A 16,925-nucleotide genomic window follows, 5' to 3' on the forward strand; every position below is an offset into this window, starting at 1 on the left:
GCAATTGACGCCATCTTTGAGGGATTTGATTTTGTGATGTCAGCTTGGAGTATAGCCTAACCGGACGTCAGGATGCAGCGGCGGTTTCTGTCAGGATAGGGTTATGGCAAGCATTTATTGACGCATGTTCCGCCGTGTCATAGAATTCAACCTGACATTTTGACCGGAGGCGGCGATGAAAGGCCAGAGGATCGGTTACGTCCGGGTGAGCACATTCGATCAGAATGTCGATCGCCAGTTGGACGGGCAGTCGCTCGACCGGATTTTCACCGACAAGGCATCGGGCAAGGACATCAACCGCCCCGAACTCGATGCCATGCTCGCCTTCGCCCGCGAGGGTGACACCGTCGTGGTCCACAGCATGGATCGATTGGCGCGTAATCTCGACGATCTGCGCAAACTGGTTCAGTCCCTCACCAAAAGAGGCGTCCGGATCGAGTTCGTGAAGGAAAGCCTGGCCTTCTCGGGCGAGGATTCCCCGATGGCCAACCTGATGCTCTCGGTCATGGGTGCGTTCGCCGAATTCGAGCGCGCCCTGATCCGGGAGCGGCAGCGCGAAGGCATTGCGGTCGCCAGACAACGCGGTGCTTATCGCGGGCGGAAACGTTCCCTCTCCGACGAAATGGTCGCCGAGCTGCACCGCCGTGTTGATGACGGCGAGCGCAAGGCCGTCATCGCCCGTGACCTGGGGATCAGTCGCGAAACCCTCTACCAGTATCTCCGCGCTGCCACCTGAGCCGGTTTCACCCAGCCTCGCTCACCCTTAGGCTTGTCTGATTGATACGACCAATGTCACGTCTCTTGAATTGCTTGAATCATATCAATGAGGATTGGAGGTCTCCTTCGTCAAACGAATGGCAAGAGCGCGACCGATTGCCGCTGCGGCGACTGGCTGGACGGCGCTTGGCGGAAATGGTGCAACCGAACTAGCATTGATCTCGCAAAGCGCATAGGAGCCATCGCTGATGGCTTCACCAGGGCGAAATAGGAAGTCGGCGTCCCAAAGAAGCGGAAGATCGTGGTCGGCGATCGACAGCAACCTTTGCATCTCTGGAATCCAGCGATCCTCCATCGCTTTCCGTAAGGCTGCGAAGCGCGTCACCTCCGGTCCGAACATGGCGCGGCCCATCGGCTGTGGGGTTGACGACGTTGTATCAATGGCCGTTGGCGTCATCAGCGCAGTGATCAGGTTGTGCCCAAAGCCAACCACTCGGTGCCCGCACACGTAGCAGCGGACCATGCCCTCGGACGACTGCGGCTGATAAGCCTGATCGATCAGCACGCCGCCGTCGTTTAGAAACGGCACCCACCTTTCCAAGCACTCGGCTAGGCTGATGCGCTCCGATTTGCTTCCTTGGCGGGCCTCTTGAACTTTCACCGACGTTTTCAAAGCCGGAGCGTTTCCCGCTTCGTCTAGTTGGACACGCCATACATTCCTGCCGCCGTTGCCGTAGTTCGGCTTCAGCACGCGCGGGCCTGCGGCAAGATGTTCGGGGAAACGAGCGCGAAGGCCTTCAGCGTCCACGTATCGATCGACATCGCTGCCCCATTCCATGGATCGCGTTGTGTAGAGCACTTCCTTGACGCCGATTTTGGCGATCACGTCAGGATGCGCGCTGACGACAACGCCGCACGCCGCGACTTCGCGCAGCATCGGGTCGAGCACCGAGCGGTCGCCTGAAATGTCCAACGGATTCACCCAGACCAGCACCGCGTCGAACGACAGCAACTCGTCACGAATGTCGCGAACCGCTTCGTCTCTGTACAGTACAGGCCTTGTGGTCGCCCCGAACGACCGCAAGGCTTGAACGATCGGCCACTGCCGAGCTTCATGAAAGCCATGCGTCCACTCGGCCGCTTGTCCGCGCCAAAGAAGAGCGATGTTCGGGCCGGATGTCACTGTTGCATCTCCCATCGGACCTGCCCCCTTTGTGGTCGCCAACTCAGGTGTCGCGCAGAAGTGGGTGTTGATCCTCGGCGGACGGGTCAGCCGCCGCCGCGCAAAGCCGCGGCATAGCGGCGGTCGACCACTTCCCAGTCGATGTTGCGGAAGAAGGCGTCGACGTATTTGGCGGCGGCGGTGCCGTAATCCATGTGAAAACTATGCTCGTACATATCGAGCGCCAGCAGCGGCACGCCGGCGATTGCGCCGTGCATATGATCCCACGCCCAATGGTTGTGCAGCGAGCGGGTGTGGAGATTGTAGACGAGCACGCACCAACCTGATCCGCCGGCAAGACTCATGCCGGTGCGGCGGAAGTCGGTCTCCCAGCGGTCGAACGAGCCGAACGCCGCGCCCAGCGCGTCGCGGATCGAGCCGGCTGCTTGACCGTTGCCGCCCAGCCCGTCGAAATAGATTTCATGGAGCACGACCGAGCCGGTGCGGTGCAGCTCCTCGCGCTTGAGGCCGCCATAGACCACCGGCGGTAGGTCCGGGTCAGCGAGCGCGGCGGCAAGGCGTGTTTCGATCATATTCAACGCCTTGACCGAGCCGGCATAATTGTTCTCGTGGTGCGATGTGATCAGCCTTTCGGAGAGGCCGTGGAGCCTGGCGGGATCGAACCTGAGCGGCTTGATCTGATGATTGCCGGCGAATGCGAGGACATTCGTCGGCGCTGCGGTCGGCGTCTGCGCCGAGGCTTCGTTCATAGTCATGGCTGCGGCTCCAATGCCAAGAGTTGCGATTGCACTGCGTCGGGAAAATTGGTCGATCGTCACACGTCACTCCCTTCAGATGATCATTACATATGCGGCCCCGAGGACGGAGCAGACGCCGAGCACCGGCAGCATGCCGGCCTTGAACCGGAACATGGCGAGGATCGCACCCACCGCCAGCGCTAACGCGGGCCAGTCGACGGACGTCAGGACTGGGAGATCGATGGCGCCGGCCGCGAACGGCACTTCGCGGACTTGCCCGAACAAGGTGTGAATCCCGAACCAGACTGCCAGATTGAGAATGACACCCACCACTGCGGCGGTGATCGCCGAAAGCGCGGCCGACAATGCGCGGTTGCCGCGCAGGCGTTCGATGAACGGCGCGCCGGCGAAGATCCACAGGAAGCAGGGCAGGAAAGTGACCCAGGTGGTGAGAATCGCGCCCAACGTCGCGGCGATGAGCGGCGGCAGTCCGGTGGCCTCGCGGAAGGCTGCCAGAAAGCCGACGAACTGCGTCACCATGATCAGCGGCCCGGGCGTGGTCTCGGCCATGCCGAGCCCGTCGAGCATCTCGCCGGGCTGGAGCCAGCCATAGGTCTCGACTGCCTCCTGCGCGACATAGGCGAGCACCGCATAGGCGCCGCCGAAGGTCACCACCGCCATCTGGCTGAAGAAGGTGGCGATGCGGCTGAACACGTCGTCGGGGCCGAACGCGAACAGCAGCGCTGCGACCGGCCCGAGCCAGAGCAGCAGCAGGACGCCGGAGATGCGCAGCGACCAAGAGAGGTTCGGCCGGGCATGGTCGGGAAGGCCCTCGCCAAGAGCGGTGTCGCGGTCGTGGACTATCTCAGCGCCGGCGGGACCATGTCCGCCGCCGCCCTTGAATGCGGCGTAACCAGCGCGGCCACCGAAGAAGCCGATCAGCGCGGCGGCAAGCACGATCAGCGGGAAGGGCACGTCGAGCACGAAGATCGCGACGAACGCCAGCGCGGCAAAACCGCGCATGACGTTGTTCTTCAAGGCACGCGAACCCACCCGGACCACCGCCTGTAGCACCACCGCCAGCACGGCGGCCTTCAATCCGAAGAACAATCCCTCGACCAGCGGCACTTCGCCGAGCAGCACATAGACATAGCTGAGCCCTAAAATCGCGAGGAAGCCGGGCAGCACGAATAGCGCGCCCGCGACCAGGCCGCCCTTGGTCTTATGGAGCAACCAGCCAATATAGACAGCTAGCTGTTGCGCTTCAGGGCCGGGCAGCAGCATGCAATAGTTGAGCGCGTGGAGGAACCGCTCCTCGCCGATCCAGCGCTTCTCCTCGACCAGGATGCGATGCATCACCGCTATCTGGCCCGCCGGTCCGCCGAAGCTGAGCAGCGCGACCCTGATCCAGACGCGCACCGCCTCGCCAAAGCTGATGCCGTGCTCGTGCAGCGTCTCGACTGCGATTTCAGCGCGTGCGCTGGCCTCCATCTTTAGTCCTCTTTTCGCCGGGTGAAGTGAGCATAGAATCCGTCGAGCGCGGTCGATCCGCGCGCGATCCGCTCCTCGTCGTCGTCGGTGCCGGCACAGATGCCGGCGATAAGCGCGCTCACTCCCGGAGTTTCCGGGCGCTCGAACCGAGCATCGGCAATATCAAGGTCGTGAACAATTTCGCCGAGCGCCCGCAGCGCGGGGTCGGTCTCGAGACCGGTGCGGAACACCAAGGTCTCGAAGGAGCAGCGGTCGCCTTCGTGGGTGAACTCAGCGTCCGCCATGTCGAACCTCAGTTCGTCAGGCTCCGGCACATATCCTTTGCCCTCGACGAACTTGAAGCTCGCCTCGGGGTCGATGAAGCGGCGAATGAGCCAGGCGGACGCGATGCGATCGACATGGACATGGCGGCGCGTCACCCAAACGCGGCGCTTTAGCTCCGCCGGGGTCAGCTCGGGCGCACTGGGGCCGCTCACATCGGGATGTTGGTGAGAGCGGCGGTCCGCCTCGGTGATGGCGGCCTGTGCCGCCTGCCGACCATGCGCACCGAAAAAGTCGATCGCGGCGACCTCGTTCAGGCGTTTGCGCAGGCGGCCCACATCCGCCGCCGCGACATACTCGCCCTCACACAGCGCGCGCGCCTCGCGTGCCAACTCCTCATAGTCGGCGTCACGCGCAGCGTCGAACACTCCGCGCAGCTCCGCATCGCCCATGCCGCCGACAAGGCGCGCTTCGAGGATCAGCGCCTCGCCGCCATTTTCGGTGATCTCGCGATGCAGTTCTTCGAACAGCGCGCGCGTGTCCTCGCGATTGGGGAGCGCATGGACGGCGTTCTTGAGCGGCGCGGCCCCGATCGCCTGCAAACGCCGCCAGACCTTCACCCGCAAATAGGCAGGCTTAGCCGGAAGCTGCGGGATCAGGAGCAACCAAGGGGAAGCTTGTGTGTTTGTCATAGTTGTATCGTCACTAGCCTACAAGTGTAAGGGTTGCATCACAAGCCTCATGAGCATAGGACTGCTTATCCCGAAGAAAGAAACCGGAGCGCAATGTCGCGGCTCGCCGGCGGCGCGCTCGCATGACGTGAGGCTTTCCGTGTCGAGTGCGCTGATGAAGGATCAATTATGCTGAAAAAGACCATCGCCTTGGGATTCGCCAGCCTCCTGCTGGCAAGCCCGGCATGGGCAGCGCCGGACTGGTCGGCTGTCGACCGGGCGATAGGACGAGCGGGGGCCGAACAGCCGGGGGGCGTTCACCGCTACAGCTTCCCGCGTTCGGACCTGAGCGTCACGCTGGATGGGGTGACGATCAAGCCCTCCCTCGCGCTCGGTTCCTGGGCGGCGTTTCAGCCGATGGGCGACGAGGCGATGGTGATGGGCGATCTCGTGCTGACCCACGACGAGGTGAACCCCGTTTTGAGCCGCCTGCTCGCAAGCGGTTTTACGATCACCGCGCTCCACAATCACCTGCTCCGCTCTTCGCCTGCGACCATGTACATGCACATTGCCGGCCACGGCGACCCGGTGAAGCTCGCGGCCGCGCTCCGGCAAGCGCTATCAGCCAGTCGGACCCCGCTCGCCGCGCCGCAATCGCCTTCGGCCAGCGCAGCCGCATCGCGGCTCGACCTCGATGTGGCCGCGCTCAACCGGTTGATGGGCGGTGAGGGCAAGACGGCCGGTGGCATCCTCCAATACAGCTTTCCGCGCGCCGAGCGGCTGATGGACGGCGATATGGAGACTCCGCCGACGATGGGCACGGCGACCGCGATCAACTTTCAGCCAACCGGGGACGGCCGAGCCGCCATCACCGGCGATTTCGTACTTGTCGCAAACGAGGTCGATCCGGTCCTGCGCGTGCTGCGGACGAACGGGATCGAGGTCACGGCGCTGCATAATCATATGCTAAACGACGAGCCGCGGCTGTTCTTCATGCACTTCTGGGCCAACGACGACGCAGCCAAGCTCGCCCGTGGGCTGCGCGCGGCGCTCGACAGGATGAACAATCAGAGGAGTTGAACTCGGACGACGGCTCATTGGGCCGTAACCGCCGCCCGCCCGACCCCACGGCCCTTATGCAGGAAGTGGAATGGAACATGGCTAGCAAACGAACTCTCACTGTTGTCGCAGGCGTGGGCGCGGCCGCGCTGGCGATCGCGGGCGTGGCGATCGCGCAAAACCACGAGGCGAACGAAAACCGGATAATCGGCAAGCACAGCGAACGAGACATCCCGCTTGCTCAGGTGCCCGAGGCCGCGATGAACGCGGCACGCGCGCAACTCGCGTCAATAAGCAAAGCGGAGCAAGTCACCCGAAAGGCGGACGGAAGCACGCTCTATGAAATCAAGGGCAAGAACAGCGACGGAAAGACGATCGAACTGTTCGTCACGCCCGAAGGCCAGGTGCTCGGCCGCGAATGATGGATCAGCACGGGGCGCCGGCCGTCGAGGGCCGTGCGCCCCTTCCGAAATGATACTGCGGAATAGGAGACGAAAATGCGGCCAAGACGATGGATATTGTTATGCGCCGCTTTGGCCGCCCTGCCTGATAGTGCGATCGGCCAAACCGAACCCGCGTCGGCGACGGGCTCGGCGTTGTTCGTAAGCTGTCAAGCGAATGAGCCGCGATGCGGCGCTTACCTCCAAGGCGTGCTCGACATGATGATCGTCGCGCGAAAAGCGGAATGCCGCGCTCCACGCTATGACCGATCGGCGCTGCGCGCGGCATATTTACGCTGGGCGGAGCAGAATAGCTATTTTATGAGTGTTCATATGGTGGCCGGAGCTGAACGCTCGTTAGCGAAGGCTTGGCCATGTCAGTAGCATCGTACCCCGCGGCGTAGCCTGCCCGGCGGCTGCCTTTGAGGGCAGGCGGAGCGTCCGCCTGGCGGTGAATTCCGCCAGCTCAACGATCCCATGTCGCGCCTCAAGCTCGCTAATTAGCCGATGTTCGCATTATGTCTGCCAAATCGTTGTCTGGCGCACAAACCTTGAGGTGACGCCAGGTGGCGGCGACCCGACTGTTGAGGTCGATGGCCATGGCCGCCAACAGATGCCCGAGGCATGCGAAGAGCACGATCGCAGCCAATGTGGTGGTTGAGCCTTGCCGGTCGGGCATGGGGCTCAGGAGGTCATCGGTTGAACCGGCTCGAACGCATACCCACCCGACGATGCCGGGCAGGAGAAGCAACAGAGCAATAAATAGCTGGTAGCCGAGCGTCATGCCGGCTGCGGGCGTCGACCGCCAGCCTCGGGCTGTCGCTCGGCGATCGGGCGTGCCTCGCGCAGGCACGGGAGCTGGAGCGCCCTGCCCTCACCGCCGATAAGTCGTGGCGGGCTGTGAAGGTGAAAGGGCTGAAGGTCGAGGTGTTGCGATAGCCGGCGACGACCGCTTTGCGCCCCAATGCTGGTCGCTCAGCGAGCGCCCGGGCCTGCCCGGAAGCGGACATTCTGACCTACGATTGTGGTACCGACGGAGGGGCAGGCTACCGTGCATCGGGATCGCGTGTCAGAACCGACCGGTTGTGACACAAAGCTCACGGCGAAAAGCGCCGTTGCTTCAGCGCCCTGCTTTCCTGCAAGCGGTCGGGAAGCGGGGACTGAAGAAGGCTTCTCAAACCATTACAGTGAGAAGGTAGGCTGATCCGAGCGGCACCGACACGATCTAATCAGAGCTTGACTATAAAGCTATCTAGGTAGACTTAATGGCGCATGTCTCGAACACGCGCGCTCTCACCCCAAGCCCGGATGATCCTCGCCGTCCTGCTCGACGCACGTGACGGATGGTCTCACGGCTATGAACTGGCGCGGCTCGCCGGTGTGAAATCCGGCACGCTCTACCCCCTCCTGATCCGTCTGGAAGCGCAGGGCTATCTTGAAGCGGAATGGCAACAGCCTCTGGAGAGGGGACGACCGCCGCGGCACGCCTACCGACTGACGGCCAGCGGGGTGCAGCTCGCCCACGCCAATCCTCCGGGTCAATCGGCGTCACCGGCTTCAGGCCAGCGGGAGGCGACAATATGAGCGTTGGACGTCGGCGCGGCCTTGCCGATCTTGCCTGTCGCGCTCTGCAAGCCACGCTACCTCCCTCCTTGCAATCATGGGGAAGGGCCATCCGTTGCGAAACGGCGGAGATTTCCAACGATACCAAGGCGCTGCTGTTCGCGCTCGACAGTGTGTTCGGCCTCATACCACGCGTGCTCGCGTCGTATCTGCTCCGCCCCTTCGCCTCGCTGATCGGCGAAGGCGCCCTTTCCTCCGAAGGACTAACGACCATGGACTTTCACGAAAGCGCGGCGCGTCGCCCCCGCGCCATAGGTATCGCGTGCGCAACCGCCGCGGTCGCGCTGGGCCTCGCCTACATGGGGGTCGCCGGCGCTCCCGCGCGCTACCTGGGCATCAACCTCGTCGCGCTGGCGATCGGCATGACGCTGCTGGGTCTCGTCGGCCGCGTTATGCTCGCGGGCCCGCGGTGGGCGGGCGGGACGATCGCGGCGATGGCGGGTGCGCTGCTGGCTACCGCCCTGCTCGGCGACGACGTCGACGGCGCGGTGCGGTGGGTACGCCTCGGTGGGCTGTCCATCCAGCCGAGCCTGATCCTGCTGCCCCTGATGGTCGTAGCGTTCGCGCGATGCCGCGACGCGCTCGCGACGGCGGGCATGATCGTCGCCGCCGCCGCGATGGCGATCCAGCCCGACCGTGCGATGGCCGGAATGCTTGCGGCGGGTCTGGGTGGCTCGGCCCTGCTCCTCGTTCCTGCGATCGTCGGCTGGCGCCGCGATCCGGCGAATCGCGACTCCTATGCCGCCTTCGGGTTCGTCTGGCTTGCCGGGATCATGGCTGCCGCCCTCGGCAACTACCCGACCCCGATAGTGGGTTACGGCGGAAGCGCGATCATCGGCTATGCCCTGAGCCTTCTGGCGCTGCCGAAGCTGACGGGAGCAGGAGTCGGCGTGGACGCGCAGGCGGCCGGCGAGGCCGAAACGACGCCGCTCGATCGCCATCTGCTCGTCGGCGCGGCCTGATCCGAATGGCCGACGCCCACACGGGCGGCCGCCCTCGCCGCGCGGCCAGCTCGATACTCAAGCGCCCATACCGGTCTTGGCTGCTCGCGATCCTCGTCGCCGCTTCGATCTACTACGCATGGACGGAGATCACGAAGACGCGAGGTGCCCAGAAGGTGTCCTTCGTCCCGGCGGAACAGGCGTGCGGGACGGCGGGCCCGTTCCGCTACTGCGTCAACCGGGACCGGCGGGGCTCCAACGGCGACATCGTCTATCATCTGCACGGTCGGAACCTGGACGAACGCATCTGGAACGACGACACCTACTTGACCGCGATGCTGCAGGGCGAATGGCAGCGTAGCCGGGCGCTGCCGCCCACCGTCGTCACCCTGTCCTACGGATCGACCTGGATTCTGACGCCCAAGGGCGAAAAGGCTGACAGCGGCTTGCTGGACGATCTGATGACGCGCCTGCCGGCGATCGAGGCCAAGGTCGGGCGCCCGCACCGCCGCCTGCTGATGGGCGAGTCGATGGGCGGGCTCAACGTCCTGGTCGCGGGCCTCTCCTACCCATCGCGGTTCGCCAAGGTGGCGGCGTTATGCCCCGGCGTATATGCATCCTCGCCGTTCGCATCGCTGTCTACGATCCGCACGACGGCGGAGCGTACGGGTGCGAACCCCAAGATCGTGTTCGGCGTTTTGCTTATGGCACGGAAGTATTTGGCTAGCGATGCGGAGTGGCGGCGCGTCTCGCCGCTCGATCTGATCGAACGGGCGGGGCCTCACTATCCGGCGCTCTACCTCTCCAACGGTCTGTACGACACCTACGGCAACTTCGAGGGTACTCAGCGACTTGCCGACATGGCTCGCCAGCGCGGGGTCAGAACGGAGTGGCATCCGATTTATGGCGGGCACTGCGCGACCGATACGTCTTCCTTGGCCGCGTTCCTTCTTTCCTAAGCACACCTGCTCTCTCTCAATAGGAGACTTTATCTTGCCAAGAATCCGGGTGGTCATTCCCACGCTCCTTGCAATCGGCATCGCTGGAGCGGCCTGTGGGCAGGCAATGAAGAATGACAGCTCACCCGCGAGAGTCGAGGTTCCGAAGGTAGAACGGGAGGGCGTCTGGCAATCTACCCCTGGCGGCACGCAGGTGCCGCTCTGGCCTGCGAACGTCCCTCTCGCCAAACCCGACAGCGGCGATCGTCCCGAGACGACCGGCAACGGCTCACCCCTTGTGGGGGGAAGAAAATGGCATTGGGCGACCTATGTCACCCGGCCGACCATGACGGTCTATCGGCCGAAGGGGCGCAATACCGGTGTTACGATGCTGGTCCTGCCGGGCGGAGGTTTTTACGCCGTAGCTATGGACCTGGAAGGCACCGAAGTCTGCGATTGGGTGACCCGGCAGGGTATGACCTGCGTCGTGCTCAAGTACCGGACGCCGCAAGTGTGGCCGAAGGAGAACGGAGAGCAGCAGCGACCGAAGGTGCTACTGGGTTTGGAGGACGCCCAGCGCGCGATTGGGTTGCTGCGGCAACGCGCCTCGACCTACGGGATCGACCCGCGCAAGATTGGCGTAATCGGTTTCTCGGCCGGCGCGTATCTCGTGGCGAATATGAGCAACACGGAAGAGCGCACTTATCCGCTTACCGACGCGGCCGACCGACAATCCCCGCGGCCCGACTTCGCGATCGTGGCCTATACGGCCCGCATGTTGGATAACAGCAAGGGGAAGAACAGCCTCGAACTAAAGCCTTGGGTGAAGATCAGCGCGAAGGCGCCGCCCACGCTCATCATTCACGCGATGAACGACTCCGTCGATGATATCCGACAGCCGATGGCTTATGCGCTGGCGCTGAACGACGCCGGCGTGCCGGTCGATATGCGTGTCTACGCGAAGGGTGGTCATGCATTCGGGATGCGGCCGACGGCCGATCCGATAACAACGCAGTGGCCTGGGCAGGTCGAACAATGGCTGCTTAATATAGGCATGCTGTGACGCGGACGACACGACCACGTTCTTAGAGACTCTAAATCGTCTCACATGCTCTGCCGTCTCCTTCAGCGTCTGCGGCAACTCTTAGGGCTTGTACTATGATTCGTTCCTGGCTTTGCGCTGCGCTCCCCTTTATCCTACTCGTTCCGGGCGCGACGGCTTGCGCCGAACAGGTCGCTCCAGAGCCGCCCAAGGTCACTGACGCGCTCCCGCCCATCACCTTTCCCACTAGCGCCGCGCACGACGCGCCCTCGGCACTCGGCCGCCGTTATCAGGTGTGGGTCGACCTACCGCCGTCCTACGCACGTTCTAAGAAGTCGTTGCCGGTCGTCTTCGTCCTCGATCCACACTGGGCGCTCCCGGTGACGCGCTCGGTGCGCTCGCTCGTCGGACAAAGGGGTCGCAATATCGAGGACTTCATCCTGGTCGGTCTTTCCCATGACCAGGACAGGGGCTTGGAGGGGCAACGGCGCGACTACACTCCTACCGATCCCCGACGCGACCCCGCGCACTCTCCGGGGTCATACTCGGCTCCGAGCTACGGTGAGGCGGAAGCATATCGACAGTATATTGAGACGGTCGTGTTCCCCTTGGTCGCTCGGAATTATCGCGTCGACATGAACCGCAAAATCTTGGTGGGGCACTCCTATGGCACGCTGTTCGGCTTCCACGTGCTGTTTACGCGGCCGGAGATGTTCAACGGCTACGTCTTCGGCAGCCCCTCTCTCTGGTTCGATCTCGGGGTGATGTTCCGTACGGAAGAAGCGTGGGCGCGCTCCGGCCGGAAGCTGTCCGCGCGCATACACATGGTGACCGGCAGCTTCGAGGCGATCGCTCCAGGAGCCCGCTACAACACCACCAACGACCTCGTCGCGGATATGGAGCGGATGCGCCGCACGCTGGCCTCACGGGGGCATCCCGGCCTTTTGATCACAAGCGAAATCGCGCAAGGCGAGGACCACCTGACGGTATTCCCCGACGTGGTCACGCGCGGTCTCCTGGCAGTGCTGCCCGGCCATGGGCCATATACGGGCAGCTGAGCAGCAGGGTCACAACCGAACGGTTGTGACACCTTGCGCCTTGGTCCGCTTACCACGCCGATGCGTCCGTAAGCCGACGTTCCGCTTCCGGCCCAAAAGCCTCCTCTTTCAGCGTTCCCCGCTTGGCCAATGACGGCCGAGGAGATGAACCATGGGATACTCTCGATTTGACCCCGCAATACAAGCCCGTGCAGCCTGGAACGCCGGCAAGACCGTTGGCACCAAGCGACCTCTGACGCAGAAGCAAATCTGGGCGATACGCTTCCACCTAGATCGCGAAGGCCGTCTCCGGGACAAGGCTCTCTTCGATCTCGCGATCGACAGCAAACTGCGTGGCTGTGATCTCGTCAAGGTCAAGATTGGCGATGTCGTTGCTGGCGCGGACATTCGCAATCGCGCCATTGTCATCCAGCAAAAGACCAACCGTCCCGTCCAATTCGAACTGACAGCGGATGTTCGCGCGACTCTGATCGCCTGGCTAGAGCGACGCGGCGGTTCGGCTCACGATTATCTATTTCCGAGCCGCGTCGATCTCCATGGCCATATGAGCACACGCCAGTATGCCCGCCTCGTCGATGAGTGGGTGACCGCCATCGGTTTGCGTAAGGCTGAGTACGGCACTCACTCGCTGCGGCGAACGAAAGCTGCGATGATCTACCGTGCCACCGGCAATATCCGAGCTATCCAAATTCTGCTCGGCCACACCAAGATCGAAAACACGGTTCGGTACCTTGGTGTCGACCTCGAGGATGCCTTACTGTTGGCGGAGCGCACCGAAATCTGACACAGCAAGCGGTCGACCGACCTATTCGGTCGGCCGCTTTGAGGCGGCGTTAGAATGGCGTGATCGACCGAAATTGGGTGGATTTGCGAACGGCGGCTTTCAAGCCAAGCAAAGGGCTAAGTGGAATGTCAGCACGGCGTATCAGCAAATGGATAGGCCACCACCTGATACTGGTCTTCGAACACAATGTAGCCAGGGCGTTGAGTGCGGAGCATCGACACTTGCAGCCCATATTTCTCTAGAATCCGCTGATACTCCCGCATCTGGCCAATATGCTCGGTCGATGCGTCACGAAACCAGCTTAATGCTTGAGCCTTCGCATGGGGCTTTGAAGAAACCGCAAATCGGGTTGGCACCGGCAGGTGAACTTTGAACCAAGCGTATAGCGATTCCAGATATTTCAGGTCATCCGCATCCATCTCACCGCTCAAAGCAAGAACTTCCCCTGCTTGGAAGAGCCCCTGCCGCCGACCTGAATCTTCATCCAGCGCATCGATTACAAACCTGACAAACATCCGACAGCTTTTAGCGACATTCCGCTCTGGCGTTAACGGCGACTTCGGGGTCGCTTCCTGAATGGCAGAAATTTTTCAGAAGCATGGCAAAGCTGCAAGACCGCTTTTGGGATCAAGCCCAGGCTTCCGTTTCGACTGAAACTGGGTGGTTAGCGGACGGTCTGCTTTCAGGAAGTTCTGGACTTGACCAGCCATCACCCTGAATTATATAGTTAGCATGATAACTAAAGGAATGTCATGATCCATCAGTTGAACATCATCGCACGGATCGCGCCACATCCAACGCACTACAACAAGGCGCGCGAGGCCATCTGCGAGATCATCGAACAGACGCGCGCCGAACCCGGCTGCATGGAGTTTCGTCTCAGCGAAAATGCACAGGACGGAACACTGTATCTCTATGAGGAATGGCGAGACGAGGCCGCACTGGCATCGCACCACGATCAACCATACACCCGGGCCGTCTTTGAAGCCTACCGGGACTGGCTGGCAGAAGAGCCGCAAATCCTTCATCTCCGTCCGGTTCGGTAAGGCTGATGTTCTTTCTTAAAGAACTTCCCAGCCGACAAATGGTCGACGGTTATGCCGACCAATTCGCCGATGTCGATGTCGACAGAGTGCTCGACGCGCTTCGGTTGATGCGACGCGCGAGCCTGCTGATCCGCGAGCTGGAAGCATACTTCGCGCGCCATGACCTCTCGCAGCTTCGCTTTTTGATGATGATCCTTATCGACCGCGAACCCGAGCGAAACTGCCTCGCTGCAAGTGAAATTGCCGAAAGGCTGGACGTATCGCGGCCCGTCGTCACGCGCACCTTGCAGGGCTTGGAACGGGCTGGCCTGATCGCGATTTCGGAAAACTCAGAAGATGCTCGCTCCCGGAACGTGACCCTTACTCTCTCGGGGAAAGCCAAGCTCGACGAGGTTCTGCCGGGATACTTCGCCATCCTTCATCGTCCCGATCCAGCAGCCGACAAATGACATTCCGGATCGTTATATTGCGGACCATGCTCGTCTGGCTCGTCGTATGGCCGCTTGTGACCGGGATGCTCAAGCTGCTGGGGTTCATCGCGAGCGATATGGCGCTTGGATTTCAGACACTCATTCTGACGGCAATCCTTGTTCCCCTCATCAGTCTGCTGCTTGCTCCAGCGATGCATTCGCTGGCAACTCGCTTAATGAAGGAATGGTCATGACTGACAGGTTCGAAAGAGGCCTCGAGAATCTTCGCAGAATCGACGGTGAAGCCGGAGAGAAGGTGGTTGAAAGCTTAAAGGACATATCGCCGGATCTTGCCCGCTACACCATCGAATACCCGTTCGCCGATATCTACGCACGGCCCGGTCTTGGCCTCCGCGAACGAGAGATCGCGACGATCGCAGCCCTTACGGCGATGGGCACGGCACAGCCCCAGTTGAAGGTCCACATCCAAGCCGGACTCAATGTCGGTCTTACGAAGAGCGAGATCGAGGAAATTATCATCCAGATGAGCGTGTATGCCGGATTTCCAGCAGCGTTGAACGGGATGCAAGCCGCCAAGGAAGTCTACTCGAGCTCGGATGCCAGCGAATTCGATCAGGATGAGCCTAATTGACGGCAGCTTGCGGTAAGGAATTCTGCCCAGGCGAATGTCCGCAACTGGGTGGAAAGCGGCCATGAGTAGCGGTTTCCTTAAATGAGTAGTTGGGGCAGTCAGTCGCTCCGTTCGTCCCACACTTCGATATTGTCGGCGCGCCTGATCCTGATGGGCAGCTTCTCCTCGAGAAGGGCTGAGAGGGAACGCGCGGCAAATAGGTCTCGTACGGATTCGCTATCTGCTGCCGCGTCCTGCAATCGTTGCCAAAGAAGGAAAGTGTAGGGCTGTACCCCTCCCGTATAGGGGATGCCGCGGAATGACGTTTCCACTTCGCCGACGATCCGCTGATGCGGTTTGGAGGTGACGGGCTGGCCAGGTTTGGCGGCGCCGCTGGCGACGTAAGCGCGCAGAAACTTCAGCCTATCGGTCAGGCCGGGCAGCAGTTCGACAGCGATCTGATCTAGCACCGGACTTAGCGACGCCGGGATCTCATCACCGGCAGCAAAACCATGTTCGCCCTCTAGGTTATATTCCACAAGGTCGAGATCGGGCGCATGCATGCGTTCGACCCAGCGATGAACTTTGGGCGCGTCGCGCTGCATGATTGCGAGCGGAACCGGATCGCGCCCAAGATGAGCGAACAACGGGCCAAAAAGCGAATAGTCGCCGATCGAAGGCTGGGTGCCAACCAGATAGGGATGCTGTGTGAAATGTGCGTCGAGCCCTTGAAGTAGCTGGCGATAGCTTTCCTCGATTGCCGGGATTGTCTCGTCCGACACGCCCAGCATTGGCAGATAGCTGTTCATCCGCGCCATCACCGAGGCGGTGCGCTCGGCATTGCCGCCGACCCCGAAAGCATCTTGCAGAAAAGCTTTCTGTCTATCGAGGTAGGACCAGCGGTAGTGCATGGCATGTCGCGTCAGGCCAAGCACCGAATAGAGTTCGAACAGGTGCGCGACTGCGAGTTGGCGCGGCGTCTTCGGATAGGCAGAATAGCGCACACCGGCGCGTTCGAAGTGATCGATGATGTCGACGGTATCTTGCACGACGCTACCATCGGCAAGCTCCACGACCGGGATGATGCCCCGCCCGATTCTCGGCACCACTACTTGCGCGAAATGGGGGTCGCTGGGCGGTCTCTCACGGTAGCCGATGCCCTGCTTGCGCAAGTAACTGCGAACCTTGCCGGTATAGAGCGAGTGCGGCAGGCCATAGAGGACAAGAACATTTGTCATCAGGTGGGCTGATTCCTCAATATGAAACTGCAAGGCCGCTGAGCTTGCCCGCTAACAAGGATGCCGCCGAATGTCTGCAACGGGTCGTTTGCGGCTGGTCCGCTTCTGGGCATGTGGCCGGCAACGATGTCCGCCCCCGGCTCGTCACGCAGAAGCGCCAGCACGGCCGATGCATCCAGCACCACCTCGCTCGTGGGGCAGGATCGCTAATGCTCGCTTCGTCGTGCCCGGCCTCTTCACGCCTGTCGCGTAGGAAGTCTTCGGTGGTGCGCGGCGACTTGACCGCCTGCAGGTACAGCTCGCGTGCGCGCATCACACGATGGCCGATGGGCACAAGTCGGACGCCACCCGCTTCTACGATCGCGGTCACCTTCGTATCGCCCGACAAGCCCATTGCTTCGCGCACGGACTTCGGAAGAACCATTCGCCCATTGGCAGCCACCTTCAGATCAATAGCCGTCATCACACGTTGAACCTTAGACCAAATATGCCACGGTTTAAAAAGTGGCACACAATCAGATAGGACGCAACGCCATAAGAAATTTGGTTGTACGATAGGGGGTCGCTCAACGGACACAAAATTTGGCCCGATCGCCAATCTGTAAACGCTCGCGCTAAGTGGCGGCATTCTGATCGCGCTATTTGTCGGCGAGCG

The 16,925-nt window shown here is 61.8% G+C and carries 21 protein-coding genes; 14 read left to right on the forward strand and 7 right to left on the reverse strand.

All coding sequences use genetic code 11. The features are described from left to right. The first annotated feature begins 175 nt into the window (after nucleotides 1-175). Nucleotides 176-736, forward strand: a complete 561-nt coding sequence (locus tag AX703_RS04570) for a recombinase family protein (RefSeq protein ID WP_017184234.1) — start codon at nucleotides 176-178, stop codon at nucleotides 734-736. A gap of 84 nt (nucleotides 737-820) precedes the next feature. Here the strand turns inward: AX703_RS04570 and AX703_RS04575 are convergent, their stop codons facing one another. The 4 genes from AX703_RS04575 to AX703_RS04590 all read right to left on the reverse strand — a co-directional run bounded on the left by AX703_RS04575 (nucleotide 821) and on the right by AX703_RS04590 (nucleotide 5,081). Continuing rightward, a complete protein-coding gene (locus tag AX703_RS04575; protein WP_156451916.1) occupies nucleotides 821-1,915 on the reverse strand; it encodes a Cj0069 family protein in 1,095 nt (364 codons plus the stop codon). Between the two features lie 71 nt (nucleotides 1,916-1,986). Then, entirely contained in the window at nucleotides 1,987-2,655 is a 669-nt protein-coding gene (locus AX703_RS04580) for a superoxide dismutase (RefSeq protein ID WP_171007877.1), read from the reverse strand. 75 nt (nucleotides 2,656-2,730) lie between these two features. Further along, complete coding sequence (gene chrA, locus AX703_RS04585) at nucleotides 2,731-4,128, reverse strand: chromate efflux transporter (RefSeq protein WP_062342956.1); 1,398 nt, start codon at nucleotides 4,126-4,128, stop codon at nucleotides 2,731-2,733. Nucleotides 4,129-4,130: 2 nt separating this feature from the next. Then, the gene (locus AX703_RS04590; RefSeq protein WP_171008566.1) at nucleotides 4,131-5,081 is read right to left on the reverse strand and encodes a chromate resistance protein ChrB domain-containing protein; all 951 of its coding nucleotides are present in this window, start codon (nucleotides 5,079-5,081) and stop codon (nucleotides 4,131-4,133) included. A 168-nt stretch (nucleotides 5,082-5,249) separates the two neighbouring features. Between AX703_RS04590 and AX703_RS04595 the strand changes: the two genes are divergently transcribed. The 3 genes from AX703_RS04595 (at nucleotide 5,250) to AX703_RS28820 (ending at nucleotide 6,943) form a co-directional block, all read left to right on the forward strand. Next, nucleotides 5,250-6,140, forward strand: a complete 891-nt coding sequence (locus AX703_RS04595) for a DUF1259 domain-containing protein (protein WP_008603797.1) — start codon at nucleotides 5,250-5,252, stop codon at nucleotides 6,138-6,140. Then, the gene (locus AX703_RS04600) at nucleotides 6,137-6,541 is read left to right on the forward strand and encodes a PepSY domain-containing protein (protein ID WP_228165648.1); all 405 of its coding nucleotides are present in this window, start codon (nucleotides 6,137-6,139) and stop codon (nucleotides 6,539-6,541) included. The genes AX703_RS04595 and AX703_RS04600 overlap by 4 nt, the downstream gene beginning before the upstream one ends. Before the next feature lie 75 nt (nucleotides 6,542-6,616). Continuing rightward, nucleotides 6,617-6,943: a Rap1a/Tai family immunity protein gene (locus AX703_RS28820; protein WP_223178489.1), complete on the forward strand. Its 327-nt coding sequence runs from the start codon at nucleotides 6,617-6,619 to the stop codon at nucleotides 6,941-6,943. Between the two features lie 112 nt (nucleotides 6,944-7,055). Here AX703_RS28820 and AX703_RS04605 read toward each other — a convergent pair whose 3' ends face one another. Then, nucleotides 7,056-7,343, reverse strand: a complete 288-nt coding sequence (locus tag AX703_RS04605) for a hypothetical protein (RefSeq protein ID WP_062342959.1) — start codon at nucleotides 7,341-7,343, stop codon at nucleotides 7,056-7,058. 488 nt (nucleotides 7,344-7,831) lie between these two features. On the opposite strand from AX703_RS04605, the gene AX703_RS26460 reads away from it, so the two are divergent. The 6 genes from AX703_RS26460 (at nucleotide 7,832) to AX703_RS04635 (ending at nucleotide 12,945) form a co-directional block, all read left to right on the forward strand. Beyond that, nucleotides 7,832-8,143, forward strand: coding sequence for a PadR family transcriptional regulator (locus AX703_RS26460; RefSeq protein ID WP_081096815.1), 312 nt, complete (start codon nucleotides 7,832-7,834; stop codon nucleotides 8,141-8,143). Continuing rightward, nucleotides 8,140-9,144: a hypothetical protein gene (locus AX703_RS27755; RefSeq protein WP_197423617.1), complete on the forward strand. Its 1,005-nt coding sequence runs from the start codon at nucleotides 8,140-8,142 to the stop codon at nucleotides 9,142-9,144. The genes AX703_RS26460 and AX703_RS27755 overlap by 4 nt, the downstream gene beginning before the upstream one ends. 5 nt (nucleotides 9,145-9,149) lie before the next feature. After that, nucleotides 9,150-10,082, forward strand: a complete 933-nt coding sequence (locus AX703_RS04620; protein WP_062342963.1) for an alpha/beta hydrolase-fold protein — start codon at nucleotides 9,150-9,152, stop codon at nucleotides 10,080-10,082. Between the two features lie 106 nt (nucleotides 10,083-10,188). Beyond that, complete coding sequence (locus AX703_RS04625; protein WP_230959639.1) at nucleotides 10,189-11,124, forward strand: alpha/beta hydrolase; 936 nt, start codon at nucleotides 10,189-10,191, stop codon at nucleotides 11,122-11,124. 95 nt (nucleotides 11,125-11,219) lie between these two features. Further along, on the forward strand, nucleotides 11,220-12,161 hold the full coding sequence (locus AX703_RS04630; RefSeq protein ID WP_062342967.1) for an alpha/beta hydrolase: 942 nt from the start codon (nucleotides 11,220-11,222) through the stop codon (nucleotides 12,159-12,161). A gap of 151 nt (nucleotides 12,162-12,312) precedes the next feature. Then, nucleotides 12,313-12,945 (forward strand): tyrosine-type recombinase/integrase, encoded by a 633-nt coding sequence (locus AX703_RS04635; RefSeq protein WP_053556534.1) that lies wholly within the window; start codon nucleotides 12,313-12,315, stop codon nucleotides 12,943-12,945. Nucleotides 12,946-13,073: 128 nt separating this feature from the next. On the opposite strand, the gene AX703_RS04640 is transcribed toward AX703_RS04635, so the two are convergent. Further along, the gene (locus tag AX703_RS04640) at nucleotides 13,074-13,460 is read right to left on the reverse strand and encodes a hypothetical protein (RefSeq protein ID WP_062342969.1); all 387 of its coding nucleotides are present in this window, start codon (nucleotides 13,458-13,460) and stop codon (nucleotides 13,074-13,076) included. Between the two features lie 237 nt (nucleotides 13,461-13,697). On the opposite strand from AX703_RS04640, the gene AX703_RS04645 reads away from it, so the two are divergent. From AX703_RS04645 to AX703_RS04660, 4 genes are read left to right on the forward strand one after another with little or no spacing between them, the layout of a single operon-like run. Next, the gene (locus AX703_RS04645; RefSeq protein ID WP_062342971.1) at nucleotides 13,698-13,991 is read left to right on the forward strand and encodes a putative quinol monooxygenase; all 294 of its coding nucleotides are present in this window, start codon (nucleotides 13,698-13,700) and stop codon (nucleotides 13,989-13,991) included. A gap of 38 nt (nucleotides 13,992-14,029) precedes the next feature. Further along, the gene (locus AX703_RS04650; RefSeq protein WP_230959651.1) at nucleotides 14,030-14,440 is read left to right on the forward strand and encodes a MarR family winged helix-turn-helix transcriptional regulator; all 411 of its coding nucleotides are present in this window, start codon (nucleotides 14,030-14,032) and stop codon (nucleotides 14,438-14,440) included. A 26-nt stretch (nucleotides 14,441-14,466) separates the two neighbouring features. Continuing rightward, entirely contained in the window at nucleotides 14,467-14,655 is a 189-nt protein-coding gene (locus tag AX703_RS04655; RefSeq protein ID WP_062342974.1) for a hypothetical protein, read from the forward strand. Then, nucleotides 14,652-15,053, forward strand: coding sequence for a carboxymuconolactone decarboxylase family protein (locus AX703_RS04660; RefSeq protein ID WP_081096823.1), 402 nt, complete (start codon nucleotides 14,652-14,654; stop codon nucleotides 15,051-15,053). The genes AX703_RS04655 and AX703_RS04660 overlap by 4 nt, the downstream gene beginning before the upstream one ends. 98 nt (nucleotides 15,054-15,151) lie before the next feature. Here AX703_RS04660 and AX703_RS04665 read toward each other — a convergent pair whose 3' ends face one another. After that, complete coding sequence (locus AX703_RS04665; protein ID WP_062342978.1) at nucleotides 15,152-16,270, reverse strand: glutathione S-transferase family protein; 1,119 nt, start codon at nucleotides 16,268-16,270, stop codon at nucleotides 15,152-15,154. Between the last annotated feature and the right edge of the window lie 655 nt (nucleotides 16,271-16,925).

It is taken from the genome of Novosphingobium sp. CCH12-A3, from assembly GCF_001556015.1.
GTDB lineage: Bacteria > Pseudomonadota > Alphaproteobacteria > Sphingomonadales > Sphingomonadaceae > Novosphingobium > Novosphingobium subterraneum.